The organism is Bradyrhizobium sp. 63_E2_N1_3 (assembly GCF_052076005.1).
GTDB lineage: Bacteria > Pseudomonadota > Alphaproteobacteria > Rhizobiales > Xanthobacteraceae > Bradyrhizobium > Bradyrhizobium barranii.
In genome coordinates, this window is record NZ_CP197235.1 from 1,916,820 (window position 1) to 1,934,805 (window position 17,986).

General features: G+C 63.8%; 19 protein-coding genes. 7 read left to right on the forward strand and 12 right to left on the reverse strand.

All coding sequences use genetic code 11. The features are described 5' to 3' along the window. Positions 1 to 8 precede the first annotated feature (8 nt). Positions 9 to 455, forward strand: a complete 447-nt coding sequence (locus AB7531_RS08945; protein ID WP_063981418.1) for a DUF4399 domain-containing protein — start codon at positions 9 to 11, stop codon at positions 453 to 455. Here AB7531_RS08945 and AB7531_RS08950 read toward each other — a convergent pair whose 3' ends face one another. The 10 genes from AB7531_RS08950 to pqqA form a co-directional block, all read right to left on the reverse strand. Continuing rightward, complete coding sequence (locus tag AB7531_RS08950) at positions 456 to 1,511, reverse strand: 2-oxoacid:ferredoxin oxidoreductase subunit beta (RefSeq protein ID WP_063981419.1); 1,056 nt, start codon at positions 1,509 to 1,511, stop codon at positions 456 to 458. Continuing rightward, the gene (locus AB7531_RS08955) at positions 1,508 to 3,355 is read right to left on the reverse strand and encodes a 2-oxoacid:acceptor oxidoreductase subunit alpha (protein ID WP_063981420.1); all 1,848 of its coding nucleotides are present in this window, start codon (positions 3,353 to 3,355) and stop codon (positions 1,508 to 1,510) included. Before AB7531_RS08955 ends, AB7531_RS08950 begins: the two co-directional genes overlap by 4 nt. Continuing rightward, positions 3,325 to 5,124: an FAD-dependent oxidoreductase gene (locus AB7531_RS08960; protein WP_063981421.1), complete on the reverse strand. Its 1,800-nt coding sequence runs from the start codon at positions 5,122 to 5,124 to the stop codon at positions 3,325 to 3,327. The genes AB7531_RS08955 and AB7531_RS08960 overlap by 31 nt, the downstream gene beginning before the upstream one ends. A 235-nt stretch (positions 5,125 to 5,359) precedes the next feature. Continuing rightward, complete coding sequence (locus AB7531_RS08965; protein ID WP_063981422.1) at positions 5,360 to 6,037, reverse strand: DUF4286 family protein; 678 nt, start codon at positions 6,035 to 6,037, stop codon at positions 5,360 to 5,362. A gap of 143 nt (positions 6,038 to 6,180) precedes the next feature. Then, positions 6,181 to 7,167: a prolyl aminopeptidase gene (gene pip / locus AB7531_RS08970; RefSeq protein ID WP_063981423.1), complete on the reverse strand. Its 987-nt coding sequence runs from the start codon at positions 7,165 to 7,167 to the stop codon at positions 6,181 to 6,183. Then, on the reverse strand, positions 7,157 to 8,350 hold the full coding sequence (pqqE, locus tag AB7531_RS08975) for a pyrroloquinoline quinone biosynthesis protein PqqE (RefSeq protein ID WP_063981424.1): 1,194 nt from the start codon (positions 8,348 to 8,350) through the stop codon (positions 7,157 to 7,159). The genes pip and pqqE overlap by 11 nt, the downstream gene beginning before the upstream one ends. Continuing rightward, a complete protein-coding gene (pqqD, locus tag AB7531_RS08980) occupies positions 8,347 to 8,658 on the reverse strand; it encodes a pyrroloquinoline quinone biosynthesis peptide chaperone PqqD (RefSeq protein ID WP_028147039.1) in 312 nt (103 codons plus the stop codon). The genes pqqE and pqqD overlap by 4 nt, the downstream gene beginning before the upstream one ends. 12 nt (positions 8,659 to 8,670) lie before the next feature. Beyond that, entirely contained in the window at positions 8,671 to 9,426 is a 756-nt protein-coding gene (gene pqqC, locus AB7531_RS08985) for a pyrroloquinoline-quinone synthase PqqC (RefSeq protein ID WP_175618535.1), read from the reverse strand. A 20-nt stretch (positions 9,427 to 9,446) separates the two neighbouring features. Continuing rightward, entirely contained in the window at positions 9,447 to 10,376 is a 930-nt protein-coding gene (gene pqqB / locus AB7531_RS08990; protein ID WP_063981426.1) for a pyrroloquinoline quinone biosynthesis protein PqqB, read from the reverse strand. A gap of 124 nt (positions 10,377 to 10,500) precedes the next feature. After that, entirely contained in the window at positions 10,501 to 10,581 is an 81-nt protein-coding gene (pqqA, locus tag AB7531_RS08995; protein ID WP_007595659.1) for a pyrroloquinoline quinone precursor peptide PqqA, read from the reverse strand. A gap of 248 nt (positions 10,582 to 10,829) precedes the next feature. On the opposite strand from pqqA, the gene AB7531_RS09000 reads away from it, so the two are divergent. From AB7531_RS09000 to AB7531_RS09025, 6 genes are all read left to right on the forward strand, one after another. Continuing rightward, positions 10,830 to 11,087, forward strand: coding sequence for a DUF6894 family protein (locus AB7531_RS09000; protein ID WP_063981427.1), 258 nt, complete (start codon positions 10,830 to 10,832; stop codon positions 11,085 to 11,087). A gap of 212 nt (positions 11,088 to 11,299) precedes the next feature. Next, the gene (locus tag AB7531_RS09005; RefSeq protein WP_063981428.1) at positions 11,300 to 12,700 is read left to right on the forward strand and encodes an amidase family protein; all 1,401 of its coding nucleotides are present in this window, start codon (positions 11,300 to 11,302) and stop codon (positions 12,698 to 12,700) included. A 2-nt stretch (positions 12,701 to 12,702) separates the two neighbouring features. Then, positions 12,703 to 13,179, forward strand: coding sequence for a glutathione peroxidase (locus AB7531_RS09010; RefSeq protein ID WP_063981429.1), 477 nt, complete (start codon positions 12,703 to 12,705; stop codon positions 13,177 to 13,179). Next, positions 13,176 to 13,433 carry a DUF3297 family protein gene (locus AB7531_RS09015; RefSeq protein ID WP_015684132.1) on the forward strand — a complete coding sequence of 86 codons (258 nt, stop codon included), beginning with the start codon at positions 13,176 to 13,178 and terminating at the stop codon, positions 13,431 to 13,433. Before AB7531_RS09010 ends, AB7531_RS09015 begins: the two co-directional genes overlap by 4 nt. A gap of 196 nt (positions 13,434 to 13,629) precedes the next feature. Next, the gene (tarD, locus tag AB7531_RS09020; protein ID WP_063981430.1) at positions 13,630 to 14,799 is read left to right on the forward strand and encodes a D(-)-tartrate dehydratase; all 1,170 of its coding nucleotides are present in this window, start codon (positions 13,630 to 13,632) and stop codon (positions 14,797 to 14,799) included. Positions 14,800 to 14,834: 35 nt separating this feature from the next. After that, complete coding sequence (locus tag AB7531_RS09025) at positions 14,835 to 15,035, forward strand: hypothetical protein (RefSeq protein ID WP_371498107.1); 201 nt, start codon at positions 14,835 to 14,837, stop codon at positions 15,033 to 15,035. A gap of 147 nt (positions 15,036 to 15,182) precedes the next feature. Here the strand turns inward: AB7531_RS09025 and AB7531_RS09030 are convergent, their stop codons facing one another. Both AB7531_RS09030 and AB7531_RS09035 read right to left on the reverse strand, forming a co-directional pair. Further along, positions 15,183 to 16,328 carry a DUF418 domain-containing protein gene (locus AB7531_RS09030; RefSeq protein WP_063981432.1) on the reverse strand — a complete coding sequence of 382 codons (1,146 nt, stop codon included), beginning with the start codon at positions 16,326 to 16,328 and terminating at the stop codon, positions 15,183 to 15,185. A 189-nt stretch (positions 16,329 to 16,517) separates the two neighbouring features. Continuing rightward, the gene (locus AB7531_RS09035) at positions 16,518 to 17,966 is read right to left on the reverse strand and encodes an MmgE/PrpD family protein (RefSeq protein WP_063986129.1); all 1,449 of its coding nucleotides are present in this window, start codon (positions 17,964 to 17,966) and stop codon (positions 16,518 to 16,520) included. Positions 17,967 to 17,986: the final 20 nt, after the last annotated feature.

The following is a 17,986-nucleotide window of genomic DNA, read 5'->3' on the forward strand; positions in this document are numbered from 1 at the left end:
TCATTTCGATGCAGATCATTCGTTGCGCCGCCCTGGCGGCGGCGCTCGCATTACTCCCAGGCGTCGCCTATCCGCAGGGCAAGACCGCTCCCAAGGATGCCAAGCTCTATTTCATCACCCCGCGTGACGGGCAGAAGGTTCGGGGCGGGTTCTGGGTCCGGTTCGGCTTGCGCAATATGGGCGTGACGCACGCCGGCGACGAGTACCAGAACGCCGGCCATCATCATTTGCTGGTCGACGTCAACGATCCCATCGATCCCAAGGAGCCGATCCCGCAGGACAAGTCGCATCTGCACTTCGGGGCGGGGCAGACCGAAACCCTGCTCGAACTTCCACCCGGGATGCACACGCTGCAACTGGTGCTGGGCGACGCGAAGCACTATCCGTTCGAGCCGCCTGTCGTATCGGAGAAGATCACCATACGTGTCAGGCAGCCGGTCGAGCGCGGTCGATGATCACCGCAGGCTGGCGTTGAACTTGTCCAGCGCAGCCGAGCCCGGGCACAGCGTGTCCGCCTCCAGCGTATTGAGCGGCGTCTCGACCGTGTTGAGATGCGTGTGCAGGTCTTCCGCATCGGGATCGACGTAGAGCAGACCGGTGACGATCTGGCCCTTGGCGGCGTGCTTCTGGAGGAAGGTCTGGGCGCCGAGGCGGTCGTGCGGGTCGTAATCCGCGTCGATCTTGCGCAGCGCGATCTTGCTGCCGTCGTGCTGCTCGACCACCTGCACCGTTCCCGGCGCATACTCGACGGCGATGGGATCGCGGCCGACCAGCACGTCGAGCCGGTTCACGGCGTCATTGTGCTCCCGCACATAGTCGAAGCTCTTGGTCGAGCCGGCGTGGTTGTTGAAGGCGATGCAGGGGCTGATGACGTCGATGAAGGATGCGCCCTTGTGGCCGATCGCGGCCGCGATCAGCGGCACCAGCTGGCTCTTGTCGCCGGAGAACGAGCGCGCGACGAAGGTGGCCCCTAGCTGCAGCGCGATCGCGACGAGGTCGATCGCGTTGTCGGTGTTGGTGACGCCCTTCTTGGACTTCGAGCCGCGGTCGGCGGTGGCCGAGAACTGGCCCTTGGTCAGGCCGTAAACGCCGTTGTTCTCGACGATATAGGTCATGTTGACGCCGCGCCGGATCGAATGAGCGAACTGGCCGAAGCCGATCGAGGCGGAATCGCCGTCGCCGGAGACGCCGAGATAGATCAGATCGCGGTTGGCGAGGTTGGCGCCGGTCAAGACCGACGGCATGCGGCCGTGCACGGAGTTGAAGCCGTGCGAATTGCCCAGAAAATAGTCCGGCGTCTTCGAGGAGCAGCCGATGCCGGAGATTTTCGCAACCCGATGCGGCTCGATCGAGAGCTCGTAGCAGGCCTCGATGATCGAGGCCGTGATCGAGTCATGGCCGCAGCCGGCGCACAGGGTCGAGATCTTGCCCTCGTAGTCGCGGTGCGTGTACCCGAGCTCGTTCTTCTTGAGGCCCGGATGATGGAACTTCGGCTTGGCAATATAGGTCATGACACGGCCTTGCGGAGCGGGGTCACCTTGAGGTGATCCTGGTGGTCGCCAATGGCTTTTGCGATGAAACGGGCGGTGATCGGTGTGCCGTCGTAATGCACGATCGGCACCAGGCGCACCGGGTCGATGCCGTTCTCGTTGACGATGAGCTGGCGGAGCTGGGCGTCGCGGTTCTGCTCGACCACGTAGACGAAGTCGTGCTCGGCAAGGAAGCTCGCCACGCTCGAGTGGAACGGGAAGGCGCGGATGCGCAGGCGGTCGAGCTGATGTCCGCGCGCCTCCAGCAGGCCGATCGCCTCGTCCATCGCGGGCGAGGTCGAGCCGAAATAGATCACGCCATATTTGGTCGGCCGTTCCGCGTTGGCCTGGAGCGGGCGCGGGACCAGGTCCTGCGCGGTCTCGAACTTGCGCACCAGACGCTGCATGTTGTCGGCATAGACCGAGCCTTCCTCGGAGTAGCGCGCATAGCGGTCGCGCGAGGTGCCGCGGGTGAAATAGGAGCCCTTGGTCGGATGCGTGCCGGGATAGGTGCGGTAGGGAATGCCGTCGCCGTCGACGTCGAGATAGCGGCCGAAGTCGCGGCCTTCCTCCAGCATCTCCGTGGTCATCACCTTGCCGCGGTCATACTGTTTCGCGTCGTCCCACTTCAGCGGGCGGCAGAGACGGTGGTTCATCCCGATGTCGAGGTCGAGCATCAGGAAGATCGTGGTCTGGAGCCGCTCGGCAAGATCGAACGCGGCCGCCGCGAACTCGAAGGCCTCGGCCGGATCTTCCGGGAACAGCAGCACGTGCTTGGTGTCGCCATGCGAGGCATAGGCGCAGGCGATGATGTCGCATTGCTGGGTGCGGGTCGGCATGCCGGTCGAGGGACCGGCGCGCTGGATGTTCATGATCACGGCCGGAATCTCGGCGAAATAGGAGAGGCCGATGAACTCGGTCATCAAGGAGATGCCGGGGCCGGAGGTCGCGGTGAAGGCGCGGGCGCCGTTCCAGGAGGCGCCGATGACGATACCGATCGAAGCCAGCTCGTCCTCGCCCTGCACGATGGCGTATTTCGCCTTGCCCGTTTCAGGATCGTGCCGATACTTCTTGCAGTGGGCGGTGAAAGCCTCCGCCACCGACGAGGACGGCGTGATCGGATACCAGGCGCACACGGTGGCGCCGCCATAGACCGCGCCGAGCGCGGCGGCGCTGTTGCCCTCGATGAAGATGCGGTCGCCGACCTTGTCGGTTTTCTTCACCCGCAGCCCGATCGGGCATTTCAAATTCTGCAGCGCCCAGTCGCGGCCGAGATGCAGCGCATGGACGTTGGAGGAGAGCAGCTTCTCCTTGCCCTTGTACTGCTCGCCGATCAGCTGTTCGATCAGCTTCGGGTCCATGTCGAGCAGCGCCGAGAGGCTGCCCAGATAGATGATGTTCTTGAACAGCTGGCGCTGGCGCGGATCGGTGTAGGTCGAGTTGGTGATCGCGGTGAGCGGCACGCCGATCACAGTGATGTCGTCGCGGAATTTGGTCGACGGCATCGGCTTGGTGGAATCGTAGAACAGATAGCCGCCGGGCTCGATGCCGGCGATGTCCTTGTCCCAGGTCTGCGGGTTCATCGCCACCATCATGTCGACGCCGCCACGGGCGCCGAGATGGCCGTCTTCCGTCACCCGCACCTCGTACCAGGTCGGCAGGCCCTGGATGTTGGAGGGGAAGATGTTGCGGGGGGAGACCGGAACGCCGTGACGCAGGATCGCGCGCGCGAACATCTCGTTGGCGCTGGCCGAGCCCGAGCCGTTGACGTTGGCGAAGCGGACGACGAAGTCGTTTACGCTGCTGAGCGGCTTTTTGTCGGACATGTCGAACCTGCGTAAGTCATCTCGATGAAATATTTCTGCATGTCCCAGGCTCCGGTGGGACAGCGCTCGGCGCACAGCCCGCAATGCAGGCAGACGTCCTCGTCCTTGACCATCACGCGCCCGGTCTTGAGGTCGCTGGAGACGTAAAGGTCCTGGTCGGGATGTGGCGAGGGCGCCTTCAGGCGCTGGCGTAGGTCGCTTTCCTCGCCATTATCAGTGAAGGTGATGCAGTCCATCGGGCAGATATCGACGCAAGCGTCGCACTCGATGCAGAGCGAGGTCGAGAACACGGTCTGGACGTCGCAGTTCAGGCAGCGCTCGGCTTCGCCCAGCGCCAGCTTGACGTCGTAGCCGAGCTCGACCTCGGTTCGGATGTCCTTCAGCGCAATCACCTTGTCGCGATGCGGAACCTTGAAGCGCTTGTCGTTGGAGATGTCGTTGTCATAGCTCCATTCGTGGATGCCCATCTTCTGCGAGGAGATTTGCACCTCCGGCAGCGGCCGTTCGGTGATGTCATCGCCCGAGAGCATCTTGTGGATCGACAGCGCGGCGTCGTGGCCCTGCGCCACGGCCCAGATGATGTTCTTCGGGCCGAACGCGGCGTCGCCGCCGAAGAACACTTTCGGATTGGTCGAGACGAAGGTCTTCGGATCGACCTTGGGCATGTGCCATTTGTCGAACTCGATGCCGCAATCCTGCTCGATCCAGGGGAAGGCGTTCTCCTGGCCGACCGCGACCAGCACGTCGTCGCAGGGAATGGTTTGATCGGGGTCGCCCGAAGGCACCAGATTGCGGCGGCCTTTGGCGTCGTATTCGGCTTTGACGTGCTGGAAGGTGACGCCGATGAGCTTGCCGGCGACATGCTTGAATGCCACCGGCACCATGTAGTTGAGGATCGGAATGTCCTCGTGGATCGCGTCTTCCTTCTCCCAGGGCGAGGCCTTCATCTCCTCGAAGCCGGAGCGCACAATGACTTTCACGTCTGCGCCGCCGAGGCGGCGCGCGGTGCGGCAGCAATCCATCGCGGTGTTGCCGCCGCCGAGCACGATCACGCGCTTGCCGATCTTGTCGATATGGCCGAATGACACCGAAGACAGCCAATCGATGCCGATATGGATGTTGGCGGCAGCCTCTTTCCGGCCCGGAACATCGAGCTCGCGTCCGCGCGGTGCGCCGGAGCCGACGAAGATCGCGTCGTATTTCTCCGCGAGCAGCGCCTTCATGCTCTCGATGCGGTGGCCGCCTTTGAATTCGACGCCGAGATCGAGGATGTAGCCGGTCTCCTCGTCAATGACCGAATTGGGCAGGCGGAATTTCGGGATTTGCGTGCGCATCATGCCGCCGGCCTCGGGATCGCCGTCGAACACGGTGCAGTGATAGCCGAGCGGGGCAAGATCGCGCGCCACCGTCAGCGAGGCGGGGCCACCGCCGACGAACGCAACGCGCTTGCCGTTCTTCGGCGACGGACGCGGCAGGCGCTGCCTGATGTCGTCCTTGAAGTCGGCGGCGACGCGCTTGAGGCGGCAGATCGCCACCGGCGTTTCCTCGACGCGTCCGCGACGGCACGCCGGCTCGCATGGACGATCGCAGGTGCGTCCCAGAATTCCGGGAAACACGTTCGATTTCCAATTGATCATGTAGGCGTCGCTGTAGCGGCCTTGTGCGATCAGTCGGATGTATTCGGGAACCGGGGTGTGTGCAGGACAGGCCCACTGGCAATCGACCACTTTGTGAAAGTAGTCGGGGGCCGCGATGTCGGTCGGTTTCATTCCTACCCTGTCCGCACAGGCCCAAAGACCCGGCGGCCTTTTCTTGAGCTTGGCGAACGCTAATGCGCGTCGATCTGGTTTATGAATGACGTCATTGGGTTAGCTTATTAGAATCATTCCGAAGTACAACGGCAAATTTATGCGATCACCTGCTTTCATAGGTGCTGCGCGCGCTCAGCATTAACGGCCGCACGCAAGGTGCGTGCGGTGCAATATGTTGCGTTGCGGATGGCCGCTAGCCGGACGCGATATCGCTCTTCGCGAGATCCCACATCAGGCTGTAAGTGCCGACGGAGACAGGAAGCGGGAAGGGCGATGCGGCGGGGCCGGTGAAGCGTTCGGCAATGACCGCGGAGACCGCGCCGACATGCGTGCCGTCGATCAGCACGAACCAGTCGCGCGCGCCCTCATTGCGCACCGCTGGAATGTCTGCGGTCGCGCCCGACAATTCCGGCTCGCTTTCGAGCAGATGCATCGAGATGATGCCCTCGCGCTCCCCGGGCGTCAGCTTTTCGTGCAGTGCATCACGCCATGTCCCGGCATTGTCGGCGCTCGGCCGCAGCCGCACCAGCCCGAGTGCTGCGCCGCGACCGGTGCCCTTGCTGATGGTGATGCGCGCGACCACGCGCAGCATGTTCTTGAAATGCGCCATGGTCCGCCGCGACCATTCGGTCTGGTTGGCGAGGCGGGCCCGGTAGGCGGGACTGTCGAGCACGTCGAGCGTCGCGGTCGAGTACAGCGAGAGATATTTGGGATTGGCAGCATGCGCGACATAGCGCCGCGCCTCCAGGAAACCCTCGATCGCGACGCGCTCTTCCAGATGCTCGCGATCGTACCAGCGATTGAAATCGGCCTCATCTGGAACGTCGATGTTCATCGACGTCAGCAGCATGCCTTGCCCGGCGAGCGGCATTGTTCTTGTCCTTCCCATTCAGACCCTCATGGCGAGGAGCCACGAAGTGGCGTCGCGAACCATGAAGGCCCCACTGCTAGATCCGGGCCTTATCCTTCGAGACGCGTTCCTTTTGGAGCGCTCCTCAGGATGAGGAGATCGATCTAGCGCGCGGCTTTCGACGCGAGATCGGCGATCGACTTCATGACCGCGTCCCGCACGCCGGCATCATAGAGCGAATGTCCGGCTTCTTCCACGATCCGAATCTCGGAACCCGGCCAAACTTTCGCAAGCCGCTCGGATGTCTCAGGAGGGCACAACAGATCGTAGCGGCCCTGCACGATGATGCCGGGAATGCCAGCGAGCTTGCCGGCGTTCCGCAACAGCTGGTCGTCCGTCATGAAGCTGTCGTGGACGAAATAATGTGCCTCCATGAATGGCGTCGCAGGCAGCGTGCGCCACACGTTCAGCGATGCGAGGTCCAGCCCCGTCTTGGCCGCCTTGTGCTCAGACAGGACGCGTTCGGTGTCGTGCCAGGCCCGCGCGGCGGGACCATGCAGGGCCGGATCGGCATCGAGGATGCGGCGCCAATAGGCGTCCACCGGGTGTGCGCGCTCATCGGGCGGCAGCACGCTGAGAAAATCCTCGTGGAGCGCTGGATAGAATTGCGACAGGCGCGACGTGAAAGCGGTTTCGACCTCGGCACGGGTGCCCAGGAAGGTTGCGCGGAGCGCAATGCCGGAGATGCGGTCGGGATGGGCCTCGGCATAGGCCAGCGCCAGCGTCGCGCCCCAGGAGCCGCCGACCACCATCCAGCGGTCGAAGCCGAATTTCTCGCGGATCTTCTCCATGTCCGCGATCAGATGCGCCGTCGTGTTATTTTCCCGCGATCCCTTGGGACGGCTGCGGCCGCAGCCGCGCTGGTCGAACAGCACCGCGCAGAAGCGTTCGGGATCGAACAGCTTGCGATGGTCGGGTTGGCAGCCGCTGCCGGGCCCGCCATGCAGATAGATGGCGGGGATGCCGTCAGCGCGGCCGACGCTCTCGACATAGAGCTCGTGGCCGTCGCCGACGTCGAGCATGTCGGAGGTCAGCGGCGCAAAGGGATCGGCACGTTTGGCGGATGCGGCCGCGTCGGCGTCAGGCATCATTCCCGGATTCCAGAGTGCCGCCGGCGAAATTGCGATAGAGGAAGCGGTTGGTCTCGCCCTCGGCCTCGCGCTCGGCCTGCTTGAAGATGGTCTCGTGCAGCGGCGACAGCGCGCAGGCGGGATCGGTGTTGGCGGCGTCGCCCGTCAGCGCAAAGGCCTGGCAGCGGCAGCCGCCGAAATCGATCTCGCGGAATTCGCAGGTCTTGCACGGCTCCTTCATCCAACCGGTGCCGCGATAGCGGTTGAAGGCGTCCGAGTTCTGCCAGATCCAGGCGATCGAATGATTGGAGCGCACGGATTCGAAGTCGAGCCCGGTGATGCTCTCGGCGGCGTGGCAGGGCAGCACCTTGCCGGCCGGCGAGATGTTGAAGAACTGCCGGCCCCAGCCGCCCATGCATTTCTTCGGCCGCAGCGCGTAATAATCGGGAACGACGTAGTCGATGGCGAGCGTGCCCTTCAGCCGCTCGCGCGCCTCCTCGACGATGCGGGTGCATTCGTCTAACTGCGCCACGGTCGGCATCAGCGCGGCGCGGTTCTTCAGCGCCCAGCCGTAATATTGGACATTGGCGACCTCGAGCCGGTCGGCATCGAGATCGATCGACATCTGGATGATGTCGGGGAGCTGGTGCAGGTTCTGCCGGTGCATCACCGCGTTCACGGTGAGCGGCAGATCGAGCTCGCGCGTCCATTTCGCCACTTCGAGCTTCTTGCGATGCCCGTTCTTGTAGCCGGCGACGCGGTCGGCGAGACCTTCTTCAACGCCCTGGAAACTGATCTGCACATGGCAGAGCCCGGCATCCGCCAGCTCGCTCAGCCGCTCGCGCGTCAGCAGCACGGCCGAGGTGATCAGATTGGTATAGAGGCCGACGTCGCTGGCATGCTTGACCAGCTCGACGAGGTCCTTCCGCGCCGTCGGCTCGCCGCCGGAGAAATGCACCTGGAGCACGCCGATCTCGGCGAGCTCGCTCAAGACCTTCTTCCACTCCTCGGTCGTCAGTTCCTTGCCGGAGCGGTCGAGCTCGACCGGATTGGAGCAATAGGGGCATTGCAGCGGGCAGCGATGCGTGATCTCGAGCAATACGGCGAGCGGAATGCCGAACGTCTCCGCTGTCGAGCGTTGCTTCTCCAGCACCGCGAGGCTGTCGCTGATGTCGGGCGGAAGATTGCCGAGCAGGTCGCTCATGACGTCTTCTCCCGGGCCTCGGTGAGGAAGCCCTTGTCGGCGAGATCCTGCAGCATGACGATGACGTCCGCCAGGATCGCTTCGCGCGGCGCGGCGTATTTCGCGGCCAGCTGGTCGGCGACGTCGCCGACATTGCGCTCGCCATCGCAGAGCTGCAAGACCTCGACCGCGATCTCGTCGGGCGCCAGCACCCGTTCCGGCGCCAGGATCACCCAGACCTTGCGCGTCTCGTCATATTTCAGCTTGGCATGCCGCGGCAGCACCGGGCGGCTTGCCTCGCTGACGCTGATGTTCCGCGGCCCGGCCATTGCTCTGATCCCTCAGCTCGCTTTGGGCACGAAGGCGCCCGGCGGAATGTGGCCCTCGACATAGGCGTGCTGGAGCGCATCGAGCTGCACCCACAGCACGTTGGTCTTGAAGATCAGCGCGTTGCAGACGGAGGCGCGCTGCTCCGGCGTCGTGGCATGCGCCTTGACGTAGTCGAGCGCGAAACCGGCATCGCGCGGCGCCTGCGCTAAGCGTCGCTTGAAGTAGCTCATGATGTCGGGATTGACGAAGTCGTAGTGCTCCAGCATGCCGGAGATGCGCTCCTCGTGCAGGTTCGGCGCGAACAATTCGGTGAGCGAGGAGGCGATCGCCTCCAGCGGGCTCTTCTCGCGGCAGTAATGGACATAGGCTTCGACCGCGAAGCGCGTCGCCGGCAAGATGCCTTCGGTCGATTCCACATAGGCCGTGTCGAGGCCGAGGCCTTCGGTCAGCTTCAGCCAGCGCTCGATACCGCCCTCGCTGCCGACGTCGCCGTCATGGTCCTCGATGCGGTGGCGCCATTCCAGCCGCGTAGCGCGGTCGCGGAAGCGCGAGATCACCACGGCGTCCTTGATCGGGATCGTGCTCTGGTAATAGTAGCGGTTCAGCGCCCAGGCCTGCACCTGGCCCTTGTTCAGCTTGCCGCCGTGCAGCAGCTTATGGAACGGATGCAGGCTGTGATAGCGCGTAGCCCCGATATGGCGCAGCGTCGCCTCAAGCTCCTCGGCCGAGTTGAGCCTGATGTCCTTGCCAACAGAGAGCGCGGTCATTCCAGTCAGTGACGCGGCATTCACAGCACGATCTCCGTTCCGTCGGCGGGTATCCGCCAGCCCGCGGCCTCAAGCGCTTTACGCTCCGGCGTATCGGGCAGCAGCGCCGGATTCGAGTTATTGATATGCAGAAACATCTTCCTGTCGAGAGTGAGGTCGGCGAGGCGCGCGATCGCGCCATCGTGACCGGACATCGCGACATGGCCCATGCTCTTGCCGGTCTTGTGGCCGAGCCCGGCCTTGATCATCTCGTCATCCTGCCAGACCGTGCCGTCAAAGAACACCAGTGCTGCGCCATCGATCTCGGCCTTGAGCGCATCGGTCACCTCGGCGCAGGCGGCGATGAAGTAGAAGCACTTGCCGGTTGATTTGTCCGTGATCTTGAGTCCCAGCGTATCGCCGTCGCCGGTCTCGCCGCCGGGATGCGCCTTACCTTCCAGATACCAGGCCGACTTGCCGGGCACCGCGAAGGGCAGCACCTCAAGTCCTGAGCGCGCGCCATCAGGCAGCCGCGGCTCGAACGGCTCGTGGATGGAAATCGGCTGGCGCTGTACGTTCTTCTCGTTCAGGACGTTGAAGATGCTGTTGCTCTTCAGGATCGCCAGCACCTTCTGATGCGCATAGACCGTGAAGGGTGAGCCCTCGCGCATCGACAGCAGGCCCGCGACCGCATCCACCTCGCTGTTGGTCAGGATCACGCCTGCAACAGGTGTATGGCGCAGCGCGCCGGCCTTGGGATGCAGCTGCGGCGTGGCGTTCAATTGCTGGCGAAGATCGGGGGAGGCGTTGATCAGGAACCAGTGCTCGCCGTCGCCACTGAAAGCGACCGAGGCTTGGGTTCTCTGAAGCTCCTGGCCATTTTCACGGGCCGCCCGGCAGCCCTCACACCCGCAGTTCCATTGCGGGACTCCGCCGCCGGCCCCGGCGCCCAGGACGACGACGCGAAGCATAATACGTCTCCTGGAGGGAACGTCGCGAGGTGGATCTCAGGCCGACACGGATGCCGACAAAGTTCGTGTCTTCCGGAAACCGATCGTGACCGAAAGATCCACCTGCGCAGAAACCACCAACCGCTTACTTGCGGGTGGCGCTCACATACATGTTGATTTCCATGCCACAGGGCACTTCGACGATCTTCGGGGCTTTCCAAGCCATTTTGGCTCTCCATTTTCACGAATTCGGACGTATCCGCCCAACGGTTAAAGTAATGCGAGCGGAAAACTTCGCTAGTGAAATCTTCCCGAGAAAGCCATGTTGCGCCGCGAAAATGATGGTGGAACATCACTTCCCGTGATGCTGCCTTGCGCGTGGCGCATTCGGTCGCGAACCCTGTCCTGATAAAGCAGTTGTGAGTGCAGTGCAGCTTTCAATCCGGTACAGGCCTCCCAATTTGGACTCTCGTGATGCCCAGATACTTCTTCAACACCCGCATCGGCGACGAATTGATCGTGGATCCCGACGGAGAGGACCTGCGTAACCCCGATCGCGCCTGGGAGGTCGCCCGCCAGATGATCCTGGAGGTGGTGAAGTCGGAGGGCGCCCAGCCGGCGCTCATGGAGGCCGTCATCGAGGTGACCGACGACGACGGGGAGATCGTGCTCGAATTCCCCTTCACCGAGGCCCTGCTGGACATCCCGGATCAGTCCGCGACCAGGCATTGAGGCCCCCGCGCGCTCCCCTGTCATTGCGAGGAGCCCTTGCGACGAAGCAATCCAGATTGTCTCCGCGGAGGGATTCTGGATTGCTTCGCTGCGCTCGCAATGACCGGGAATGAGGCACCACCCGGCGCCAAGCCCGCTCTTCCTCCCCGCGAAATCCGCATGGCTTTGCCGCGTTCCCGGCGCTAAAAGACGCCGGTTAAACGGAGCAAACCATGCAAGATCTCTGGCGCCTGTCGGCCGCCGACCTCGCTACCCTCGTCAAATCCAAAAAGGTCTCCGCCAGGGAGGCGGCCAAGGCCGGTCTGGCCCGCCTGGACGCCGTCAATCCCCAGCTCAACGCGGTGATCGACCACCGGCCGGAGGACGTGCTCAAGCAGGCTGATGCCGTCGATGCCGCCATCGCCAGGGGAGACGATCCCGGTGTGCTCGCCGGCGTGCCCGTCACCATCAAGGCCAATGTCGACCAGGAAGGCTTTGCCACCACCAACGGCCTGAAACTCCAGCGCGACCTGATCGCGCGCGAGGACAATCCGGTGGTCGCCAATTTCCGCAAAGCGGGCGCCATCCTGCTTGGCCGCACCAATTGCCCGGCCTTCTCCTATCGCTGGTTCACCACCAATCTGGTCCATGGCGACACCAAGAACCCCCGCGATGCCTCGCTGACCCCGGGCGGCTCGTCCGGCGGCGCCGGCTCGGCGGTCGCGGCCGGCATCGGCCATATCGCCCACGGCACCGACATCGCCGGCTCGATCCGCTATCCCGCCTATGCCTGCGGCGTGCACGGCCTGCGCCCGACGCTCGGCCGCATCCCGGCCTTCAACCCGGCGCTGCCGGAGCGTCCGATCGGGCCGCAGATCATGGCCGTCTCGGGCCCGCTGGCGCGCACGGTCAACGATCTCAGGATCTCGCTCGAAGCCATGTCGGCCCGCGACATCCGCGACCCCTGGTTCGTGCCGGCGCCGCTGGAGGGCCCCGCGCGGCCGAAGCGCGCCGCGCTCTGCCTCAACCCGGACGGGCTTGCGACCAAACCGGAGGTGAAGGCCGCGGTGACCGACGCCGGCAAGCGGCTGGAGCGCGCCGGCTGGACTGTCGAGGTCATCGAGAACACGCCGCCGATGCGCGAGGCGGTCGAGTGGCAGAGAAAACTCTGGCTTGGCGACGGCTATGAGGCGCAGCTGGAGATGGCTGAGCGCGAAGGCGATCCCGGTGCGCTGGCCTGCCTGCGCGGCAATCGCGCCAAGGTCACGCCGATGGACCAGGCGGACTACGCCAAGGCGCTCACGCGCCGCGCCACGCTGACCCGCGACTGGATGCTGTTCTTCGAAAAATATGCCGTGGTGCTCACGCCGGTGTCCGGCGAGTTGCCGTTCCCGGATCATCTCGACCGCAAGGACAACGAATCCTTCGAGCGCGTCTGGGAGGCGCAGATGCCGCAAATCGCGACCCCGTTCATGGGACTGCCGGGCCTGGTGGTCTCCACCGGTCTGGTTGGCAAGGCGCCGGTCGGCGTGCACATCGTGTCCGGCCGCTATCGCGAGGATCTGTGTCTGCTCGCAGGCGAAGCGATCGAGGCGGGCGGCGTGCCGCCGTCGCCGATCGATCCCGTGGGTTAGCGATGTCTGTGATCTACGACTTCAAGGCCAACTCGCTTCTCGGCGAGGAGGTGCCCATGCGCCGTTTCGAAGGGCAGGTGCTCTTGATCGTCAACACCGCGAGCAAATGCGGCTTCACACCGCAATATCGCGGGCTCGAGGATCTCTATCGCGACCTCTCGCCGCGCGGCTTCTCGGTGCTCGGCTTTCCCTGCAACCAGTTCGGCGCGCAGGAGCCGGGGCCGGCGAGCGAGATCCAGTCCTTCTGCTCGACCAACTACGACGTCACCTTTCCCCTGTTCGAGAAGATCGACGTCAACGGCGCCCATGCGCACCCTCTGTATGAGTACCTGAAACGCCAGCAATCCGGCCTGCTGGGCGCCTCCATCAAATGGAATTTCACCAAATTTCTCGTGGACCGTGCCGGCAAGGTGATCGCGCGCTACGCGCCGACCGCACGGCCGGAAGGACTGCGGAATCAAATCGAGACCCTGTTATGAGCGAGACAATCATGAGCGACGAATTTCCGGACCGCCTGTCGGTCGACCCGAACAGCCCCTATTACAACGCGGATATTCTCTCGCGCGACGTCGGCATCCGCTTCAAGGGTGTCGAGAAGACCAATGTCGAGGAGTACTGCATCAGCGAAGGCTGGGTCCGCGTCACCGCCGGCAACGCCAAGGACCGCCACGGCAATCCGCTGACGATCAAGGTGCATGGTCCGGTCGAGCCGTATTTCAGGGATAAGAAATAGTTTCTAAGCGCGCCGTGCTCTCTCCACCCGTCATTGCGAGGAGCGCACACTCTCTCCACGTCATTGCGAGCGACTTGTCCGCCATAGCTCGAAGAGCGACGGCGGAAGCGAAGCAATCCAGAATCTTTCCGCCGTGACAGTCTGGATTGCCTCGTCGCTTCGCTCCTCGCAATGACGAAAGTAAAAGGCCAACCCCATGTCCGTCCGCATCGTTGACGTCCGCGAGATCACGAAGCCGATCTCTTCGCCGATCCGCAACGCCTATATCGACTTCACCAAGATGACGACGAGCCTCGTCGCCGTCGTCACTGACGTCGTCCGCGACGGCAAGCGCGTCGTCGGCTACGGCTTCAATTCCAACGGCCGCTACGGGCAGGGCGGCCTGATCCGCGAGCGCTTTGCCTCGCGCATCCTGGAGGCCGATCCGAAGTCGCTGCTGAATGCGGCTGGTGACAATCTCGACCCCGACAAGGTCTGGGGCGCGATGATGACCAACGAGAAGCCGGGCGGCCATGGCGAGCGCTCGGTCGCGGTCGGCACCATCGACATGGCGGTGTGGGACGCGGTGGCGAAGATCGCAGGCAAGCCGCTGTTCCGCCTGCTCGCCGAACGGCACGGCGTGAAAGCAAATCCGCGCGTGTTCGTCTACGCCGCCGGCGGCTATTACTATCCCGGCAAGGATCTCTCGATGCTGCGCGGCGAGATGCGCGGCTATCTCGATCGCGGCTACAACGTCGTGAAGATGAAGATCGGCGGCGCGTCGATCGAGGACGACCGCACCCGCATCGAGGCGGTGCTGAAGGAGATCGGCAAGGACGCGCAGCTCGCGGTCGATGCCAACGGCCGCTTCGATCTCGAGACCGGCATCGCCTACGCAAAAATGCTGCGGGACTATCCGCTGTTCTGGTACGAGGAAGTCGGCGATCCCCTCGACTACGCGCTGCAGGCCGCGCTCGCCGAATTCTATCCGGGCCCGATGGCCACGGGCGAAAACCTGTTCAGCCACCAGGACGCGCGCAACCTCATCCGCTACGGCGGCATGCGCCCGGATCGCGACTGGCTGCAATTCGACTGCGCGCTGTCCTATGGCCTCTGCGAATACCAGCGCACGCTGGAGGTCCTGAAAACCTACGGCTGGTCGCCGAGCCGCTGCATCCCCCACGGCGGCCACCAGATGTCCCTCAACATCGCAGCCGGCCTCGGCCTCGGCGGCAACGAGAGCTATCCCGACCTGTTCCAGCCCTACGGCGGCTTCCCGGATGGTGTGCGCGTCGAGAACGGCCACATCACCATGCCCGACCTGCCGGGCATCGGCTTCGAAGGCAAGTTCGATCTCTACAAGGAAATGAAGGCGCTGGCGGAGTAGGATTGGGCTCGACGGCCGCGCCGACACTCTCCGTCATTGCGAGCGCAGCGAAGCAATCCAGAGTCTTTTCGCAGAGGCACGGCTGCAAGCTTCTCGTCTGGTACGAACTGCACGCGACAATGACCGATGCGATTGTACGTGAGAAGCAGATCAAGGGTGGCAGCAGAGCGAAGAAGCTTGCGCTGATCGAGAGCGCCAATCCGGACTGGACGGATCTCTACGAGACGCTGATCTGACGACAGGGGGAGTGGCGGTAGTAGGCGAGAGGGCGCCACTCATCCCGTCATTGCGAGCGTAGCGAAGCAATCCAGAATCTTTCCGCGGAGGCAGTCTGGATTGCTTCGTCGCATGTGCTCCTCGCAATGACGGCGGAGGGACCTTGGTCACTGCACGCCCTCCACCCGTGACAACAACATCGGCTGCAGTGCACCATACATCAGCGTGCGCCACAGCCATTCGATCGGGCCGTATCGGCAGTGGCGCAGCCACCATGCGCTGAACAGCACCTGTCCGACGTAGACGGCGATGCCGATAGCGAGGGCCTGGGTGATGCCGAGCCGTCCGAACAGGCCAAGGCCGTAGCCGTAGAAGATCCAGCCGAAGATGAGCGATTGTGCGACGTAGTTGGTGAATGCCATCCGGCCGAGCGGCGCGGCCCAGCCGAGCAGCCTCTTGCCGCGTCCGAAACTGGCGATGAAGAGGATGGCGGCACCATAGCCCAGCGCCAGCAGGATGTTGCCGAGCGGCTCGATGCCGACGTAAAGCAAGGCCGCGCCGAGACAGATAGCCGGAAGCGCGATGACGAGCAGGCCGCGGGCATTTTGCAGAATGCCGCTCCGCCAGGCCAGCGCTCCGACGAGAAACAGCCCGATCGTGCGCAAGAAGACGAACGCGTGCAGGGACGCGATGAGAGGAATTTCGCGGAGACGAAACGCCAGCACGTCGAGGAAGCCGCCCGTCGCATAGATGCGATTTGCATCCATGACGTCCCGCCAGATCGCGGTCCTGCCGGGAAACAACCCCGCGGGCGGAAAGGCCTGCATGGCCAGATACAGCGCGAGAGACGCCAGCGCGGCGAGCGTCAGCAACCAGCGCGGGCCAAACAGGAACGGCAGCACGATGAATCCCGCCAGTGCATATTCGGTGAGGATATCGCCGTTCCAGATCAGGCACAAATGAATGACGCCGAACACCAGCAGCACAGCGAGCCGCCGCAGGAGCAGGAAAGTGCGGCGCTCGCTGTTCGCGAGCCGGTCGAATTGAATGGCAAGGCCTGCGCCGAACAGCAGCGAGAACAGCGCAAACGCCTTGAGCTCCACGGCCTGCGTCAGGATCGTTTCGACGGCGCGATCAACCGGCGAAGCAAGCGTCCTGGCACCAAGAAACTGCTCGAAGATCGAAATGCGAAATTCCATGACCACGTTGATGGCCATGACGCCGAACAGGGCAATGCCCCGCAGCACGTCGATGGCGTCGATCCGGTCCGAGGGGCTTATTGGCCGAGGAGATGCGGCACCATCGGATGTCATGGAAGAATTCCAATTGTAGCTCGACGATGCGTGGCGCGGGGCGAGATGCCTGCCACACGCTCCGTCATTGCGAGCGCAGCGAAGCAATCCAGAATCTCTCTGTGGAGGCAGTCTGGATTGTTTCTTCGCAAGAGCTCCTCGCAATGACGATGTGGCGAAAGTCTGCCATCCCTTACGAAATTTCGCTCCTCACACGCGTTGCAGCAGCGGCCGCAAGCTGCGGATGTCGGTCACAGCCTCAATCTCATACACCGACTTGATCAACCGCTCGGCCTTCTCGCCGCCGACCACTGGGGCAATCAGATCGCGCGCCTTGTCGATGACCTCGTCGCGCGTCATCGGGTTGCGCGGCGTGCCGCGCACGGCGGTGACGCGCTCGGAGAGGCGGCTTCCATCAGTGAGCTCTATCTCGACGACGGCGACGCGCACCGGCAATAGTTTGGCCAGCTCCTCGTCGCGCACCAAATTCACCTTGGCGCGCTCCTTCAAAACCGCCGCGTCCTGCAAGCGCGGCTTGTCGTGCGCGGCGTGGAACGAGGCGGTCTTGTCGAGCAGCATCACGGCGACCATGTGCTGGAGACAGATGTCGGGGATGTCGCGGTTGTCCACGACCTCGGCGACCGACGGCGCAAGACGTACGGTGACGCGCTTGACCTCTCCGGCCTCGAACGCCTGCTTGCTGCGGATGGCGTAGACCGCATCGAGCGGTCCCTGGATCGGTGAACCCACCGTCCATTTCTTGATGTCGGTGCCTGCGATCTCGTAACGCTCGCCAAGCTTCTCCACGAGTTTTCCGGTCGCTGCCTTCGGCGCATAGGCCAGGAAGTAATTGTCTGGCCCTGAGAACACGTCGTCGACGCCGTTCCAGTCCGAACGCACCAGCAGTGCCGACGTCACGCCGTTTCGGGCCGGCATGCCGGCGAACACAAACCCCTTCTCGATATGGTCGACGTCGCGCCGCCACACGATGAAGCCGGAGGATTGCTGCGCGGCATAGTCGAGCACCCAGCGCATCCGGTGCGCGTCGAAGCCGGCGACGCTAGCCGCCGCAGCGGAAGCGCAGAACGTACCGGAAATGCTGTGCGTGCTCAGCACGCTTTCATAGCTGAAATCGGCCCCGCCCATCGCCATCACCACGCGCGTGCCGACGTCATAGCCGAGCGTCACCGCACGCAGAAAATGGGCGCCGTCGATTCCGAGGTGTTCGCCGAGCGCAAGTGCCGCGGGCACAGTCGAACTGCCGGGATGCGAGCGCGACGGGCTGTGCGAATCGTCGGTCTCGTCGGCATGCGCCATAACGCCGTTGGCAAGCGCAGCTTCGACTGGCGACGCGGTGAGCGATGTGCCGGCAATGGTCGATGTCCCCTGCGCAGCATTGGCGCGAATGTAGCGCTGCGCCGCCTGACCGGGCGGCAGCTCCGATCCTGATATCATCGACGCCAGCGTGTCGAGGATGTGGTGCTTTGCTTGTTCGACGACTTCGGGCGGCAGCGCGCGGGTTTTCGCAGCGCTCATGTAGTCGCACAGCGCCGTCATTTCTGGCCCGGAGCCAGATCCCTCCGCGAAACTGCGCGCGGGCGAAAGCGAGAGGCCGGTTGCCGCCGCTGCGGTCAGGCTGAGAAAGTCGCGTCGTTTCATGGTGTCCCGTCTTTGGTGCA

Excerpts from the sequence above, each read along its gene's own strand:
- pip (WP_063981423.1), bottom strand. The coding sequence starts at position 7,167 with ATGATGCCTGACGCCGACGCGGCCGCATCCGCCAAACGTGCCGATCCC.
- pqqA (WP_007595659.1), bottom strand. The coding sequence starts at position 10,581 with ATGGCTTGGAAAGCCCCGAAGATCGTCGAAGTGCCCTGTGGCATGGAA.
- AB7531_RS08965 (WP_063981422.1), bottom strand. The coding sequence starts at position 6,037 with ATGCCGCTCGCCGGGCAAGGCATGCTGCTGACGTCGATGAACATCGAC.
- AB7531_RS09035 (WP_063986129.1), bottom strand. The coding sequence starts at position 17,966 with ATGAAACGACGCGACTTTCTCAGCCTGACCGCAGCGGCGGCAACCGGC.
- AB7531_RS09030 (WP_063981432.1), bottom strand. The coding sequence starts at position 16,328 with ATGACATCCGATGGTGCCGCATCTCCTCGGCCAATAAGCCCCTCGGAC.
- pqqC (WP_175618535.1), bottom strand. The coding sequence starts at position 9,426 with ATGACCGCGCTCTCTGTTGGCAAGGACATCAGGCTCAACTCGGCCGAG.
- AB7531_RS08950 (WP_063981419.1), bottom strand. The coding sequence starts at position 1,511 with ATGACCTATATTGCCAAGCCGAAGTTCCATCATCCGGGCCTCAAGAAG.
- AB7531_RS09010 (WP_063981429.1), top strand. The coding sequence starts at position 12,703 with ATGTCTGTGATCTACGACTTCAAGGCCAACTCGCTTCTCGGCGAGGAG.
- AB7531_RS08955 (WP_063981420.1), bottom strand. The coding sequence starts at position 3,355 with ATGTCCGACAAAAAGCCGCTCAGCAGCGTAAACGACTTCGTCGTCCGC.
- AB7531_RS09000 (WP_063981427.1), top strand. The coding sequence starts at position 10,830 with ATGCCCAGATACTTCTTCAACACCCGCATCGGCGACGAATTGATCGTG.
- AB7531_RS09005 (WP_063981428.1), top strand. The coding sequence starts at position 11,300 with ATGCAAGATCTCTGGCGCCTGTCGGCCGCCGACCTCGCTACCCTCGTC.
- AB7531_RS08945 (WP_063981418.1), top strand. The coding sequence starts at position 9 with ATGCAGATCATTCGTTGCGCCGCCCTGGCGGCGGCGCTCGCATTACTC.
- AB7531_RS08960 (WP_063981421.1), bottom strand. The coding sequence starts at position 5,124 with ATGAAACCGACCGACATCGCGGCCCCCGACTACTTTCACAAAGTGGTC.
- pqqE (WP_063981424.1), bottom strand. The coding sequence starts at position 8,350 with ATGAGCGACCTGCTCGGCAATCTTCCGCCCGACATCAGCGACAGCCTC.
- pqqD (WP_028147039.1), bottom strand. The coding sequence starts at position 8,658 with ATGGCCGGGCCGCGGAACATCAGCGTCAGCGAGGCAAGCCGCCCGGTG.
- pqqB (WP_063981426.1), bottom strand. The coding sequence starts at position 10,376 with ATGCTTCGCGTCGTCGTCCTGGGCGCCGGGGCCGGCGGCGGAGTCCCG.
- AB7531_RS09015 (WP_015684132.1), top strand. The coding sequence starts at position 13,176 with ATGAGCGAGACAATCATGAGCGACGAATTTCCGGACCGCCTGTCGGTC.
- tarD (WP_063981430.1), top strand. The coding sequence starts at position 13,630 with ATGTCCGTCCGCATCGTTGACGTCCGCGAGATCACGAAGCCGATCTCT.